Source organism: Paenibacillus sp. CCS19 (assembly GCF_033239625.1).
Classification (GTDB): domain Bacteria; phylum Bacillota; class Bacilli; order Paenibacillales; family Paenibacillaceae; genus Paenibacillus_T.
Genome location: NZ_BTCK01000052.1, coordinates 29,739 through 44,798 on the forward strand (window position 1 = coordinate 29,739; position 15,060 = coordinate 44,798).

Sequence of the window (15,060 nt, forward strand, 5' to 3'; positions counted from 1 at the left end):
CCGATGTCGAAGCTGAATATACAGTCGTTTCAACTAGGCCCGCTGCAGACGAATTGTTACTTATTGACGGATGAATCCGGCGAGAGGGGCGTCATTATCGATCCTGGCATGGGACCGAAGCGGCTGCTCGAACGGATCGAATCCATACACATAGAGGCAATCTTGCTGACGCATGCTCATTTTGACCACATGGGCGGCGTTGATGAAGTTCGCAAAGCGAAGGGATGCCCCGTTTATATTCATGACCTCGAGGCGGAGTGGCTGGTCAATGCGCAGCTGAACGGCTCCATGAGATGGAAAGACGTAACGCCGCCGCTCACGACCGATCCGGCGGAATATGCGTTGGACGAAGGACAGACGCTCGAGCTGATCGGCCATAAGTTCTCCGTTATGCATACGCCTGGCCATTCGCCAGGCAGCATCAGCCTGTTGTGCGGGTCCGATCTGTTCAGCGGGGACGTCTTGTTCCGCTCGTCGATTGGACGTACGGACCTGCCTGGCGGACGCGAACGGGATCTATACGACTCGATCCGTCTTAAGCTGTTCAAGCTGCCGGACGACGTAACGGTTTATTCCGGTCATGGACCGAAGACGACGATCGGATTCGAGAAGGCGAACAATCCGTTCGTTGGCTTGCAGCGCTAGTTTGATATCAGTACGAGATGGAAGGAGCTTGCTGAAAGTGGTCGTTGAGAAGCAGGATGCACCTACGGAAGCGAATTTAGCAAAGCAATCAGAAGAGCAGGTTGCAGCCGAGCGAGAACGGATTATTCGCGATATCTCCGCCGAGCTGTCCATACCGCTGTCGAAGGTGAAGGCAGCGGTATCGCTGCTGGATGAAGGCAATACGATTCCGTTCATTGCGCGTTATCGCAAGGAGATGACGGGCGAGCTCGACGAGAATGCGCTCCGTGATATCGAAGAGAAGCTGCAGTATCGGCGCAACCTCGAAGAGCGCAAGCGCGAAGTGATCCGGCTCATCGACGAGCAGGGCAAGCTGACGGACGAGCTTCGCCGAGGCATCGAGTCCGCCGTTAAGCTGCAAGAGGTCGAAGATCTGTACCGTCCTTATCGGCAGAAGCGGAAGACAAGAGCCAGCGTCGCGAAGGAACGCGGACTGGAGCCGCTCGCGCTCTGGATCTGGTCCCAGCCCAAGCAGGGCGATCCGGCTGTAGAGGCGCTTCGTTATATCGATGCCGACAAAGGCGTGAATTCCGCGGAAGAAGCGCTGCAAGGCGCAATGGATATTCTCGCTGAAAATATTGCCGACGACGCAGCAATTCGCGCCTGGATCCGTAAGTTTACGCATGACCAGGGTGTACTTCGCACGGAGGCGAAGGATGCCAGCGCAGAGACGGTATACGAGATGTACTATGCTTATCAGGAGCCGGTACGCAAGCTGCCGCCTCACCGTGTGCTCGCCATTAACCGCGGCGAACGTGAAGAAGTGCTGCGCGTGGCGCTCGACGTTCCAGTCGACCGCGTGCATGACTGGATGAACCGAACAATCATCCGTAAGCATACGGCTCCGCAGATTGTGTCGGTACTCTCATCGGTCATAGAGGATGCTTACAAAAGATTAATCGCGCCGTCCATTGATCGCGAAGTGCGCGGCGAGATGACAGAGAAAGCGGAAGAGCATGCGATTTCGATCTTCTCGGTCAATCTGCGTAATTTGCTGCTGTCGCCGCCTGTCCGCGGCCAGGTCGTCCTCGGCGTTGACCCTGCGTACCGGACGGGTTGTAAGCTAGCGGTCGTAGATGACATCGGCAAGCTGCTTGAGGTAGCTGTCTCTTACCCGACGCCTCCTAACAATAAGGTTGCTGAAGCGGAACGTATCGTGAACGGCATGCTGGACAAATACAACGTAGGCCTTATCGTTATCGGCAACGGTACGGCGTCCCGCGAGACGGAGCAATTCATTGCTGATCTTATCGGCAAACGGAGACAAGCACGCGCTGCCGGAGCTGATGAGCTGAAATATATGATCGTCAGCGAAGCGGGCGCTTCGGTCTACTCTGCTTCGAAGCTCGCGGCAGAGGAATTCCCATCGCTTGACGTCTCCGAACGAAGTGCGGTTTCCATTGCGCGTCGTCTGCAGGACCCATTGGCTGAGCTTGTGAAGATTGAGCCTAAAGCGATCGGCGTCGGTCAATATCAGCATGACGTCAGCCAGAAGCGTCTGGAGGAAAGCTTGGGCGGCGTGGTCGAGTCTGCGGTTAACCATGTCGGCGTCGATGTGAATACGGCATCGCCGTCGCTGCTCTCCTATGTAGCAGGGGTCAATGCGACGATCGCCCGTAACATAGTCAAATACCGCGACGAGAACGGCAAGTTCGTGCAGCGCAAGCAGCTTGCGAAGGTTCCGCGGCTTGGCGCGAAGTCCTATGAGCAGTGCATCGGCTTCCTCCGCATTCCAGACGGGGACAATCCGCTTGATCGGACGCCTATTCACCCTGAATCTTATTCCGTCGTGGACAAGCTGTTCCGCGCACTTGGACTGAAGCTGCAAGACGTCGGTTCGGAATCGGTGAGAGCTAAGCTGGCGGATGCAGACGTAGCTCAGCTGTCTGCCGAGCTAGAAGTTGGCGTTCCGACGCTGCGTGACATTATCGACAGTCTGCAGCGCCCGGGCCGCGATCCGCGCGAAGAGCTGCCGCCGCCGATCTTCCGGACGGACGTGCTGAAGCTCGAGGACCTGAAGCCGGGCATGGAGCTGCAAGGCACGGTCCGCAACGTTATCGACTTCGGCGCTTTCGTCGATATCGGCATTAAGAATGACGGTCTTGTCCATATTTCGCGTCTTAGCACCAAGTTCGTGAAGCATCCAACGGACGTCGTCTCTGTCGGCGATGCGGTAACGGTCTGGGTTCTCGAGGCCGATGCCAAGAAGGGCCGCGTCAGCCTTACGATGGTTAAGCCTGATTAGATACGTGTATAGCAAAAGCCGATCCCAGTTGAAGCGGGATCGGCTTTTTGTTTCTTATTAACAAATGTTCTATCACACGTACACAAGTAAGCTGTGCCCTTTAGGGCATGCGAATTCCCATCACCCAAATACGCGATCACATCTGTATTCGTGTATTCGGTGGATGGGGGTCACAAGAGGCGCAGCCCCTAGTTACTCGTGACGGATTCTTCGTTCGGACGCTGCTTAGCGCGGTAGAAATACCAGCAATCATTCAGCAGACGAATCTGCCGAATGTCCTTCTTCTGGTAGGCACGCATTAGTTGATTGCACAGCCACTGCGGCATCTGCTTCGTCCTCCTCCCGGACCGTACTGTATGAATAGCATATGGGCACGGGCGGCCCGATGTGCAGGTCCGAGACGATTTCATTCGCGTGAATACGCCAATAACAATCTTTCTTTTCAGAGTCTGCCGGGAAAGAACGAATTCTCATTGGCGTTCAAGGTTGTACATTGATGAAATGGAAGGGATTTCTAAATAAATATCGAACAACTTACAAGAGTCTGGGCTAAATCCTATACGAATTGGAGGCTGGTTTCCAATGAATAAAATGGAATTGAAAAGTGAGTTAGAGCGACAATTCCCGCATAATCAAGCACGGCTGAAGCGAATTGAATGCGTATACATTCCTGTGACCAACGCTGCCGTAACCAAAGAATTCTTCATGAGACATGGGTTGATTACATTATCGCCTGGCGGGAACGTGAAGCTTGCCTCCGGCCAAGGGATCTATTTCCTCGAGACGCAAGAAAAGCAGTCTTCGAATTTCGTGACGCATGATTGGGACCAGAATGACGATGAACATGTGATGGAATCCATCTGTTTCGAAGTGGAACAAATCGATGAGCTCTATAAACAGATGAGGGACGGTGGCGCGAGCGTCTCCGAACTTAAGGGGAGTGACGGTTGCGGAACAGCCTTTCATTTCTTCGATCCAGACGGGAACAAGTATGCAGCATGGCAAGCTACTTAGTAGAGGGGGTTCAGAAAAGTCTGCTTTTCGCGCTAACAAATAAAACGCACTGAGCCGCCAGTAAGGCGGTGCAGTGCGTTTCATCATGTTAATTCTCGTATTCCTCTTCATACCACTGTTCCAGTTGAGCTTGGAGTGCGCGGATCTCTGTCAGCAGCGAGATGAGCGGGTACGATTGCTCTTTGATTTGGACAAAATCCTGCTCCAGCTTGTTCAAATAATCCAAACCAGAGATCGTTTGAATGCTTGCGTCATGCAGCTCGACATTGTCGCATTCAGCAATTGCATAGGGCAGCGCAGGGACGTTGCTTGCCGTCAGCTTGTCGATTTCTTTATGCAAACGCAGATTAAGCGCGCTGAGCTGGTAAGCGTGAGATTGCGGCATTTCGACGAAATGTACCGAGTCATTCTGTTTCATCAGAACGTAGCGCATAGTTGGCATAATAGTACAGATTCTCCCCTCTAATAACAACAACAGCTACTTGAAGTGTATCGCAGCCCGCCTTTACAATTCAAGTAGGTGGAGGAGATTATCGATGAATGATGAGACGCTGCAGACATGGGTCGAGCGCGTGTCGTTGGAGTGGTTCGGCAGACCGTTCAAACACCGTGCGACGTTCAACGGCCGTTTGAAGGCGACGGGCGGGCGATATTTTACCAAATCGCATAACATTGAGATCAGTCCGCATCAGCTGGAGGCGTTCGGGGCGGAGGAGACGGAGAAGATTATTAAGCACGAGCTGTGCCATTATCATCTTCATCTGCTGAAGCGGGGCTATCAGCATCGCGACCAGGATTTCAAACAGCTGCTCGCCCAAGTGGGGGCATCTCGCTATTGCCGTACATTGCCGGAACGCGAAGCGCGTAAGCCAAGGCCGTTCAAGTACAAGCTTTTATGCGGTGCGTGCGGGATGGAATACTTGCGTCGTCGCCGGCTTGATCCAGCTCGATATCGATGCGGCAAATGCGCGGGAAAATTATCGTTAAAAACGCTTGACTAGGATGGGACAGGCGTGGTAAATTATTAATTGTCACTGTAACGATTTTCCCTGATAGCTCAGTTGGTAGAGCACTCGACTGTTAATCGAGTTGTCACAGGTTCGAGTCCTGTTCGGGGAGCCATGGAGAAGTACCCAAGTGGCTCAAGGGGACCCTCTGCTAAGGGGTTAGACTGCGTAAGTGGTGCGAGGGTTCGAATCCCTCCTTCTCCGCCACATTTTTTATCTGATTTGCATGCAAGGACCGTGCAATCCGATCGGTCTTTTTCTTTTGCTCAGATGTTCGATTGCTTAACATTTCGAGAAAAGTGCTTGCAAAACAATTGCGTACATGTTATGATCTTCAAGTCGCCTGATTGAACGGGCAATGAAGATAACGCGGCCCGTTGGTCAAGGGGTTAAGACACCTCCCTTTCACGGAGGTAACAGGGGTTCGAATCCCCTACGGGTCACCATTTGAGAGCCATTAGCTCAGTTGGTAGAGCACCTGACTTTTAATCAGGGTGTCGTAGGTTCGAGTCCTACATGGCTCACCATTTGCTTCTATCCCTCGAAGCGAATGCGAGATTCACTTTTTAAATGTGCGGTAGTGGTGGAATGGCAGACACGCTATCTTGAGGGGGTAGTGGGCGTACGCCCGTGGAGGTTCGAGTCCTCTCTACCGCACCATAACTTATCAAACAACAATCACTTGTACTATGCCGATTGAGGCATGGAACAGAGTGATTTTTTTGTGTTTCAGGGACATTTTTTATTTTACTCCGATCGTACATGTTCCTAAAAAAACATCACCATACCTGAAATCTCACACCTACAACAGCTAGTTGTAAACGATTACTATTACACATGTAAGGGCTTTCGGAACAAAGACAGTGGGAAATGGAGGTGCACCTAGGGGTATGAGTGTCAAAGTAGAAACGAAGCCGAGCACGCAGCAATCAACGGCGGGCAGGTCAAACATTCAAGTATGGGTGCAGAAATTAATCGCGCAGCGGTATTTGCAAGTGATGGCGCTGCTAGGTGTCGCATGGATGGTTGTATTCAATTACATCCCGATGTATGGAATCATAATCGCGTTCAAAGAGTTCGACATTATCCATTCAATCTCGGATGCGCCGTGGGTTGGATTCGATCACTTCAAAGAGTTTCTTGAGGATGACAGCTTAGGCTATGTCATTAAGAATACGATCGGCATGAGTCTTATCAAGCTCGTTATCGGGTTTCCGCTGCCGATTCTATTCGCACTACTGATGAACGAATTGCGCTCCATGATTTTCAAGCGCTGGGTACAGACGATTACTTACCTGCCGCACTTCTTATCGTGGGTCGTCCTCGGCGGCATTATGGCTACGTGGCTGTCGGATGTCGGTATCGTGAACAAGATTCTTATGGGGCTTAATTTCATTCAAGAGCCTATCACGTATCTTGCAGAGCCGAAGTACTTCTGGGGAATCGTAATTACATCTGATATTTGGAAAGAACTCGGTTGGTCGGCGATTATTTACTTGGCTGCTATATCGAGCATCTCTCCCGAACTATATGAAGCAGCAACGATCGATGGCGCGGGTCGCGGACAGAAAATGTGGAACATTACGATTCCATCGATCAAAGGGACGATTTCGATCCTGTTCATTCTCGCCATCAGCGGCGTGCTTAACTCGAACTTCGATCAGATTCTCGTCCTCCGCAACCAGCTGAATGAAACGTCCAGTAACGTCATCGACGTGTATGTGTATCAGGTAGGCTTGTTGTCAGGCAGATATTCCTATGCGGCGGCAGTCGGATTGATCAAGTCCGTCATTGCATTGATTTTGCTGCTTGGAGCCAACAGCGTAACGAAGCGATTGAACAACACGTCCCTATTCTGATCAAGGCGGTGACCTAAGGATGTTTTCTTCGAAAAGGCAGTCGGCATCGGAATTTACATTTGAAATTCTCGTAACCCTTCTGATGCTTATCATATGTTTCATCACGTTGTATCCAATCTGGTATGTCCTCGTCAATGCATTCAATGACGGCGAGGATGCCATGCGCGGAGGCATCTACTGGATTCCGCGAGTATTCAGTCTGACAAGCTTCAATGCAGTATTCCGGAGCGACGGCATCATGACCGCGATGTGGATTACGGTAGCGAAGACGGTAGTCGGCGTAGTCGTTCACGTATTCTTTACAGCGATGGTCGCGTACGCTTTCTCACGCAAGGAGCTCATCGGCCGCAAGGTATACATGCTGATCGGTACGATCACGATGTTCTTCGGCGGCGGTCTCATTCCTTACTACCTGCTCATTCGTGACCTGCATTTGCTCGACAATTTCTTGGTTTACATTATTCCCGCAGCGTTCAGCTTCTTTGACCTTATTATCTTCCTCTCCTTCTTCCGGGAAATACCGGCCGGTCTAGAGGAAGCGGCAAGAATCGATGGCGCGAACGATTTCCAGATTTTCTACAAAGTCATCATTCCCGTCTCGATGCCGGTCGTTGCAACAATCGCGTTGTTCCATGGCGTGTATCAGTGGAACGATTATTTCACCGGCATGATCTACATGAATGATATGGATCTGCAGCCGATTCAGACGTTCTTGTACCGGGTTGTCGCGCAGTCCAGCTCCAATCAGATGCTGGCAGCCATGCCAAGCGGCGTATCGGTCTCGGTGACGAGTCAATCGCTTAAGCTGGCGACGATGGTCGTGACGACAGCGCCAATCGTCATTGTGTATCCGTTCTTGCAAAAGTATTTCGTTAAAGGGTTCATGATTGGCTCTATCAAAGGCTAAACGCCTGATCAACCTCAATTATCAGTCTGGCCGCCATCTGCGGCCGGGTTGCTAATAAATGAAATCATTTAGAAAAGGGGACTTATCAATGAGTAAAACACGTAGATTGTGGACCTCGATGATGGCATTGACTGTCGTATTCACGATGGTGTTCTCTCTCTCGGCTTGCGGAAGCAGCGACGATGAGAAAACGACAGAAGAGAAAACGACGAATACCGAAACAGCGACGACAGACAATACGGATAAGGGTACGGATCCGGCAGCGACAACGACTGCAAATCCAGATGAGCCAGGCTGGAAAGCGGATGCTAAAGATCCGATTACATTTGATTGGTATATTAACTTCTCGTGGTTCAACAAGAAGTGGGGCGGAGACGCTACTGCAGAATATATCACGAAGAAAACGGGCGTAGATATCAACTTCATCGTGCCGGCCGGCAACGAGAACGAGAAGCTGAACACGATGATCGCATCCGGCAAGCTGCCGGACTTTCTGACGCTGGGCTGGTATGAAGAAGGCGTTCGCAAAATGATCGAAGGCGATCTCGTCCTTCCGCTGAACAAATTGGCTGAAGAATACGATCCGTACTTCATTAAAGTAGCAGACCCTGCTAAACTGGGCTGGTACACACAAGCAGACGGCAATGTGTACGGCTATCCTAACGCATCGTCTTCGCCTGCCGACTATGAGAAATACGGCAGCAACTTCACGTCGAACCAAACGTTCGTCGTTCGCAAAGATATGTACGAAGCAATCGGCAGCCCAGACATGAGCACGCCGGAAGGCTTCCTGAACGCATTGAAATTGGCGAAAGAGAAATTCCCAGAAGTAAACGGCCAACCGCTTATCCCGCTTGGTCTGCATGAGTTCACAGAGAACGGTAACTACTCGCTCGAAGGTTACCTGCAGAACTTCCTGGCTATTCCGCAGCAGAAGGATGGCAAGCTGTATGACCGCCGCCTGGATCCGGAATATATCAGCTGGCTGAAGACGTTCCGTCAAGCAAACCAAGATGGTCTGCTGTCCAAAGATATCTTCATCGACAAACGTCCGCAAATGGAAGAGAAAATTGCGCAAGGCCGCTACTTCGCAATGCTCTACCAACGCTCTGACTTTGCAACGCAGAACATCTCGCTCTATCAGAAAGATCCGAACACGGCGTATATCGCGGTTAACGGACCTGCAAACTCGTCCAAAGCAGCACCGACGCTGTCGGGCCCTGGCATCTCCGGTTGGACGGTGACGCTCATCTCCAAAGACGTTAAAGACAAGAAGAGAGCAATCGAGTTCCTGTCGTACCTGATCTCGGAAGAGGGCAACAAAGATATGTTCCTCGGCGAGAAAGGCGTAACGTACGATACGATCGACGGCAAAGACCAATTCAAGCCGGAAGTTATTGACCTGCTCAACAAAGACCGCGCAGCATTCGACCAGAAGTACGGCGCTTCCTATACGTACTGGATGCTGATGGATACGAACATGAACTTGGCTTGGGCTCCTCCTAGCGTTGACCCAGCGAAGCAAATGGAAGACTGGACGAAAGGCAAATCGATCAGTATGTCGGAGTTCGACAATCTCGATGCACCGGCCAACTCGCCAGAAGGCATCGCGGGAACGAAGAATGCACGCGCTTGGGGCAAAGCGCTGCCGAAGCTGCTCCTCGCGAAATCGGATGCTGAATTCGATGAGATCTGGAACAAATATATCGGCGAGCGCAGCGATCAAGACAAGATCGACGCTTACCGTCAAACGAAATATGAAGAGAATGTAGCTAAGCTCGAAGCCTTGAATAAGTAATCATACTGTAATAGCCTGGAAGTCTGCCCGTGCAGACTCCCAGGCTTATTACAATAACGGGCAAGGATGGTGCACACATTAATGATTAGACTTGCTCGGCAATGGAGCTCTAAGGTTTCGGTTGAGATTGGTCGAATGCCGATTCAATTGAAGCTGATTTTATCTTTTATTTGTATAATTTTGATTCCGATCATTCTCGTATCGTGGTATCTGTTCCATAACGTGTATCTCAACACGATCAAAGAATTAACGAAGAAGAATAACATTATACTCGAGATTGAGAAATCGAACGTGCTTAGCAACATGTCGGTCATGGAGCGGACAGCTCAATTATCGGTTTCTAACAATGAGATCCAAGATTATTTGGAGAGCGGAGTCGAGCTTGATACGGCTAGTCTGATCGATTTCAAGATGAAGACGTTCTCTACGTTTCAATATTTCCTGTTCAACAATCCCAGCATAGCGAATATCCGGCTTTATACCGAAAATCCGAATGTGCGCGAGTTCTGGCCCGTCATCTTCAAAGAGTCTCGGATTAAGACAAAGCCCTGGTATGATACCGTCATCAAACAGAATGGAATCGTATGGTGGGACATCAGCCAAGGAACGGAAAGCATCCTCGATAGCGGGAATGAGGATATTCCATCGGTCTATGTTTCCTTGCTGCGGGAGCTCAAATACCGCGATGATCGGCATAACGGCGTATTGGAAGTCAGCATGGAGATACACAACTTCTTCATGAAGACGTTCAGCGATGTACAGGATAATGACTCGCAGATGCTTGTCATGAATCGGGAGGGCGAGGCGTTTACGAAGGATTCATCTCCTTTGTTTCAGAAGCTTCCGATCAACGAGGTTAAGATGGAATTTGTCGACCATCTGAATGATAGCGCTGCGGGGAGCTTTTCTTTCTCATACGAGGGCAAGCCTTATATCGGGATTTACAGCCATGTCGGGCAATTGGACAGTTATCTGCTCAATGTTGTATCGCTGGAGAGCACGCTGGCCGACATTAGCAAGCAGCGGAATACGATCATTATTGCAACGATTATACTCATCGCACTGTTGTCGATGATTTCATATTTGCTTCACTCGCTCATTCTGAAGAAGCTCAAGATATTGCGGGAATCCATGAAGAAGGTGCGTAAAGGCGACTTCAACGTTGATATCGCGATTACGAGCATGGACGAGGTCGGCGAGATTGCGTTTCATTTCAGGCAGATGCTTAAGAAAATGAACGAACTGATTGCCCAGGCCGTAAGCCGTCAAGCTGCTACGAAGGAAGCCGAGCTTAATGCGCTTAAGAATCAGATCGACGCACATTTTCTATACAATACGCTTGAGAATATCAAAATGCTGGCGGAGGTCGAAGCGCAATACGCTATATCCGATGCGTTGACTTCGCTTGGCGGCATGATGCGGTATAACCTCCAGTGGACGAGCAATCATGTTCGACTGCAGGATGAGCTTGTTCATATTCAGAACTATATCGCGATTATGAACATTCGTTATGACAATGGCCTCGAATTGAATGTGGAAGTGCCAGAGGTTTATAAGGAGCAGGAAGTGCTGAAGATGTCGCTGCAGCCGATCGTGGAGAATGCTGTGAAACATGGTTTCGGACATCGAGGCAAAGGTAAACTGACCATTACGATTAAAGCCTACGCGCTGAATGACGATTTGGTAATCGAAGTGATCGACGATGGCAACGGCATCGAGGAAAGCAGACTGCGAGATGTGAACATGTTCATTCGACTGGATGACGCCGTGTATCAGGAGATGCGAAGCACCGCTAATGCGGGAGAGAGAGAAGGAAGCGGAATCGGTCTTCGCAACGTGGATCAAAGGATCGTCATGAATTATGGCAAAGGGCACGGCATTCGGGTTGACAGCGTGCTAGGCACCTATACCCGAGTGACCATGGTGCTGCCGTATTTAAACATAGCGGGAGGTAATGATGCTTATGCGAAACCTATTAATCGTGGATGATGAGCGGAACATCAGAGTCGGCTTGAAGTCGATGATCGATAGAGAGTTTGCCGGAGCGTACTCATTTTATTTTGCTGCGGATGGGGAAGAAGCGCTGCAGGTGTTGGCTGAAACGGAAATCGACCTCGTCATAACCGATATACGAATGCCTGTTATGGATGGGATAACGCTCATTCAGCGTTTGCAGGAACGGGGGATTCGCACGGATGTCGTCATCTTGAGCGGACACGATGATTTCCAATATGCGCGGGCCGCGATTCGGTTCGATGTGAAAGAATATTTGCTTAAACCAATCGTAAGAGATGAGCTGTTTCGTGTACTCCGCCAGTTGGAGGACGAATGGCAGGAGAAGAACGAGGCCGCCGATGAGCTGCGCAATACGATTGCTCTGAAAGCGGAATTCGCCGTGACGCAGCTTCAGAATGTATTGATGCACGACCGCTATTCTGCACAAGATATCCGCGGTTTATTAGAGAGAGCGGCATTGTGCTGGATGGATGAAGGGTTTCAAGTCGCTATCATCCGAATGAACAGCGGCAGTCGATCCGCAGAGCGCAACGAATTCATGAATCGCATCGACAAAATAATGGGTTACGAGAATGAGCGCCACTGCATTCGCTTCTATGATAGAGAAGAGCGGCTGGTCATCATTACAGGCAGAACGATCACCATAGATCGGTTGTCCACATATATGAAAGAACACCCGGCCTGCGGGTTTCAGGCTGGCGTCAGCGAACGGATGACTCGCATGGAAGCTGTAAGACATGGATATAAGCAGGCTGTTGCGGCAGTCGCCTATTCGGTGCTGCAGACATCACCGGACGTCATTCGCGCAGAAGAATTTGCCGATAAGAGCAAATCGTATAAGCTGCCGGTAGAGGATATACAGAAAATATCCAATTTGCTTGGACTTGATCGGGAGGCCGATATTAAGCGGCTGCTGCAGCATGTGCTCGATATCAAGACGATTATTCGATATGACATCAGCTACTTAGAGGGCATCAGTCATTTGCTGAATGAGCGTGTGTTCGACAAAGTGTTCCAGGTGTACGGTGAAGGATCGCTTGAAATTCTGAAGCTGCACCGCACCGTCGGAGATATTTATAACGCTCCGTTCCATGATTATTACTACAGTGTGCAGAGCTTGCTGCTTCTGCTCAATGACTATGTTCGTCAAGTGCGCTCCGTCTATAACGATCGAAGCGACATCGGCCGCGCCATCAGCTACATACAAGAGCATTATCACGAGGATTTGAATATGGCGATGGTATCCAATCATGTATCGCTTAATTATTCATACTTCAGTCAAGCGTTCAAAGACTTTACTGGCGAGACGTTTGTCGCTTATTTGCGGAAGCTGCGGCTTCAGAAGGCGAAGGAACTGCTCCTGACATCGGATATGAAAGTCTATGAGATTAGTGCGAGTGTCGGCTTTGAGAATGTGAAACATTTTACGCGAGTGTTCAAGGAAGTGGAAGGGGTATCTCCGCTTGAGTATCGTGCGATGAACGAAGCGCTGGACACCGAATAGCGGTTCTACAATGATGGGAGAGGATCAGTGTGGTGTTGACGGACAATAATGTAGCAGGATTTGTACGTGCGCAGGGCAGCAAGCTGGTGAACGGCAATGGGGAACCGCTTATTCTGCGAGGCGTGGGTCTTGGCAGCTGGTTTCTGCCGGAAGGCTACATGTGGAAATTTCCGGAGCAGGGTGATCGTCCGAGACGAATAGAGCGGATGATTGAAGGCTTGATCGGCAAGGAGAAGGCGGAGGAATTCTGGGAGATCTATTACGATCGTTACACGGCGGAAGTCGATATTCGGAAGATCGCGGAGGAAGGCTTCAACTCGATCCGCATTCCGATCAATGCCCGGGCTTTTATTGAAGATGGAGAGCCATTACGCTTCAAGGGGAATAACCTTCGCCGCCTTGATCAATGCATCGAATGGTGCCGCAAATATAACATTTATGCCATCCTTGATCTGCACGGTGCGCCGGGGGGACAGACTGGAGCGAATATCGACGACTCTGAGAATGATCAGCCGGAGCTGTTCACTGACGATGCTTATCGTCGTATTACGATCGAGTTATGGCGCCAGCTCGCTGAGCGCTACAAGGATGAATGGATCGTAGCGGGTTATGACCTGCTTAACGAACCGCTGCCGGATTGGAATGCGGCGCTTAATCCTGCATTGATGCCGCTGTATCGAGATATCGTGAAGGCGATCCGAGAAGTAGACCAGCAGCATATGATCATTCTTGAGGGGGCGCACTGGTCGACAGACTGGACGATTTTCGATGAAATGATTGATGATAATACGCTTCTGCAATTTCACAAGTATTGGAACAATCCGGACACGGAGAGCATTCAGAAATATATCACTGACCGCACCCGCTGGAATGCACCGATCTTCATGGGCGAAGGCGGGGAGAACAATATCGATTGGTATTCGGGCGCTTTCCGCTTGTTCGATGATCACGATATTTCGTGGAATTTCTGGACGTGGAAGAAGATGGACGCGATCAATTCGCCTTGTTCTGTAAACAAGCCGGAAGGCTGGGACCGATTGGCGGATTATCTTGCGGGAGGCGAGCAACCGAGTACTGAGGATGCGCAGCGCATTTTGTGGTCATACCTCGATAATATCGCGCTTGAGAACTGTACATACCACGCTGAAGTTGTTCATTCGCTGTTTAGAAGAGCGCCTGTCCGGATTCCGGCAATGTTCTACGGGTACCAAGGCGAAGAAATCGGCTATCATATCGGTACTAGGTCAGGTCGGAATGTCGGCTTCCGCGTGAACGATGGTACGGATATCCGCTTCGTAGACAGTGATAGGCAGCTTGCAGACTTCCAGCATAACGGCGGACGCCCATGGAAGTTGGACCAGCGGCTGTGCGTACAGTTGGCGGCAGGGGATTGGCTGGCGTATGAGTTTACTTCGGCGAATGTTGGCGGCGGAGAAGGCATTGAATCAGTCGCTTATGGAGTAGAGATTCGGCTGCGTGCCACAGAGATTTTAGGTGATTGGAGCGGGCTAACCGTCAGTCTGGATGGCTGGCAGCTGGGAACGGTGCGGCCGACCAGTGCTGAATGGACGATTATTAGACTAGAAGAGTCGGTTGCACTTGATGAAGGTCTTCATCGTATCGTAATAGAAGCAGTTGGTGGACCTGTGCAGATCGAGTGGATCGATATCGTATAAGGGTGTAAGCGAGAACCGGATTGACGGAGTTACTTCGCGGTCCGGTTTTGTGCGTTATATATTCTAATTCGAATAGTAATTGTCATAGTTCTATGATTTCTATTAATAAATCAAAAAAAATAATAAAAAGTAGTTGCAAAGAGTGTTTAATACATGGTATATTCTAATTCCGGCCGAGAAACATGAAGCCGGCGGGCTTATAACAAATCAAGTTTTGAAGATAACATCTTCGAAATGAATGAAAAAAAAGAGCTTGCACGACACGCGGTCATGTGGTAAGATAATGAACGTTGTCGAAACAAAGCAAAAAGAAATGATTGACACGCTGATTAACATCTGGTAAGATGTAA

The 15,060-nt window shown here is 50.1% G+C and carries 12 protein-coding genes and 5 tRNA genes; 15 read left to right on the forward strand and 2 right to left on the reverse strand.

All coding sequences use genetic code 11. From position 1 onward, the window contains the following. Positions 1-3: 3 nt before the first annotated feature. Positions 4-645, forward strand: a complete 642-nt coding sequence (locus SBI19_RS25320; RefSeq protein ID WP_317972313.1) for an MBL fold metallo-hydrolase — start codon at positions 4-6, stop codon at positions 643-645. 37 nt (positions 646-682) lie between these two features. Continuing rightward, entirely contained in the window at positions 683-2,929 is a 2,247-nt protein-coding gene (locus SBI19_RS25325) for a Tex family protein (RefSeq protein ID WP_317972314.1), read from the forward strand. 188 nt (positions 2,930-3,117) lie between these two features. On the opposite strand, the gene cmpA is transcribed toward SBI19_RS25325, so the two are convergent. Further along, complete coding sequence (cmpA, locus tag SBI19_RS25330) at positions 3,118-3,255, reverse strand: cortex morphogenetic protein CmpA (protein ID WP_317972315.1); 138 nt, start codon at positions 3,253-3,255, stop codon at positions 3,118-3,120. A gap of 256 nt (positions 3,256-3,511) precedes the next feature. Here cmpA and SBI19_RS25335 point away from each other — a divergent pair, with 256 nt between their 5' ends. Then, positions 3,512-3,943 carry a VOC family protein gene (locus SBI19_RS25335; RefSeq protein WP_317972316.1) on the forward strand — a complete coding sequence of 144 codons (432 nt, stop codon included), beginning with the start codon at positions 3,512-3,514 and terminating at the stop codon, positions 3,941-3,943. 88 nt (positions 3,944-4,031) lie between these two features. On the opposite strand, the gene SBI19_RS25340 is transcribed toward SBI19_RS25335, so the two are convergent. Then, positions 4,032-4,385, reverse strand: coding sequence for a hydrolase/acyltransferase (locus SBI19_RS25340; RefSeq protein ID WP_317972317.1), 354 nt, complete (start codon positions 4,383-4,385; stop codon positions 4,032-4,034). Between the two features lie 94 nt (positions 4,386-4,479). On the opposite strand from SBI19_RS25340, the gene SBI19_RS25345 reads away from it, so the two are divergent. The 12 genes from SBI19_RS25345 (at position 4,480) to SBI19_RS25400 (ending at position 14,710) form a co-directional block, all read left to right on the forward strand. After that, complete coding sequence (locus SBI19_RS25345; protein WP_317972318.1) at positions 4,480-4,944, forward strand: SprT family protein; 465 nt, start codon at positions 4,480-4,482, stop codon at positions 4,942-4,944. A gap of 45 nt (positions 4,945-4,989) precedes the next feature. Next, positions 4,990-5,065, forward strand: a tRNA-Asn gene (locus SBI19_RS25350). Position 5,066: 1 nt separating this feature from the next. Beyond that, positions 5,067-5,157, forward strand: a tRNA-Ser gene (locus tag SBI19_RS25355). Between the two features lie 164 nt (positions 5,158-5,321). Continuing rightward, positions 5,322-5,396 (forward strand) — tRNA-Glu (locus tag SBI19_RS25360). Positions 5,397-5,401: 5 nt separating this feature from the next. After that, a tRNA-Lys gene (locus SBI19_RS25365) sits at positions 5,402-5,477 on the forward strand. Positions 5,478-5,524: 47 nt separating this feature from the next. Then, positions 5,525-5,610, forward strand: a tRNA-Leu gene (locus SBI19_RS25370). 230 nt (positions 5,611-5,840) lie between these two features. Continuing rightward, positions 5,841-6,809 carry an ABC transporter permease gene (locus SBI19_RS25375; RefSeq protein ID WP_317972319.1) on the forward strand — a complete coding sequence of 323 codons (969 nt, stop codon included), beginning with the start codon at positions 5,841-5,843 and terminating at the stop codon, positions 6,807-6,809. Positions 6,810-6,891: 82 nt separating this feature from the next. Then, positions 6,892-7,716 carry a carbohydrate ABC transporter permease gene (locus tag SBI19_RS25380; RefSeq protein ID WP_483312339.1) on the forward strand — a complete coding sequence of 275 codons (825 nt, stop codon included), beginning with the start codon at positions 6,892-6,894 and terminating at the stop codon, positions 7,714-7,716. 88 nt (positions 7,717-7,804) lie between these two features. Next, positions 7,805-9,514 carry a type 2 periplasmic-binding domain-containing protein gene (locus tag SBI19_RS25385; protein WP_317972321.1) on the forward strand — a complete coding sequence of 570 codons (1,710 nt, stop codon included), beginning with the start codon at positions 7,805-7,807 and terminating at the stop codon, positions 9,512-9,514. A gap of 81 nt (positions 9,515-9,595) precedes the next feature. Further along, positions 9,596-11,503 (forward strand): sensor histidine kinase, encoded by a 1,908-nt coding sequence (locus tag SBI19_RS25390; protein WP_317972322.1) that lies wholly within the window; start codon positions 9,596-9,598, stop codon positions 11,501-11,503. After that, positions 11,478-13,034, forward strand: a complete 1,557-nt coding sequence (locus SBI19_RS25395) for a response regulator (protein WP_317972323.1) — start codon at positions 11,478-11,480, stop codon at positions 13,032-13,034. Before SBI19_RS25390 ends, SBI19_RS25395 begins: the two co-directional genes overlap by 26 nt. A 29-nt stretch (positions 13,035-13,063) precedes the next feature. Then, entirely contained in the window at positions 13,064-14,710 is a 1,647-nt protein-coding gene (locus SBI19_RS25400) for a cellulase family glycosylhydrolase (RefSeq protein ID WP_317972324.1), read from the forward strand. The last annotated feature ends 350 nt before the right edge of the window (positions 14,711-15,060 follow it).

Excerpts from the sequence above, each read along its gene's own strand:
- SBI19_RS25380 (WP_483312339.1), top strand. The coding sequence starts at position 6,892 with ATGCTTATCATATGTTTCATCACGTTGTATCCAATCTGGTATGTCCTC.
- SBI19_RS25385 (WP_317972321.1), top strand. The coding sequence starts at position 7,805 with ATGAGTAAAACACGTAGATTGTGGACCTCGATGATGGCATTGACTGTC.
- cmpA (WP_317972315.1), bottom strand. The coding sequence starts at position 3,255 with ATGCCGCAGTGGCTGTGCAATCAACTAATGCGTGCCTACCAGAAGAAG.
- SBI19_RS25375 (WP_317972319.1), top strand. The coding sequence starts at position 5,841 with ATGAGTGTCAAAGTAGAAACGAAGCCGAGCACGCAGCAATCAACGGCG.
- SBI19_RS25345 (WP_317972318.1), top strand. The coding sequence starts at position 4,480 with ATGAATGATGAGACGCTGCAGACATGGGTCGAGCGCGTGTCGTTGGAG.
- SBI19_RS25395 (WP_317972323.1), top strand. The coding sequence starts at position 11,478 with ATGCGAAACCTATTAATCGTGGATGATGAGCGGAACATCAGAGTCGGC.
- SBI19_RS25340 (WP_317972317.1), bottom strand. The coding sequence starts at position 4,385 with ATGCCAACTATGCGCTACGTTCTGATGAAACAGAATGACTCGGTACAT.
- SBI19_RS25390 (WP_317972322.1), top strand. The coding sequence starts at position 9,596 with ATGATTAGACTTGCTCGGCAATGGAGCTCTAAGGTTTCGGTTGAGATT.
- SBI19_RS25335 (WP_317972316.1), top strand. The coding sequence starts at position 3,512 with ATGAATAAAATGGAATTGAAAAGTGAGTTAGAGCGACAATTCCCGCAT.
- SBI19_RS25320 (WP_317972313.1), top strand. The coding sequence starts at position 4 with ATGTCGAAGCTGAATATACAGTCGTTTCAACTAGGCCCGCTGCAGACG.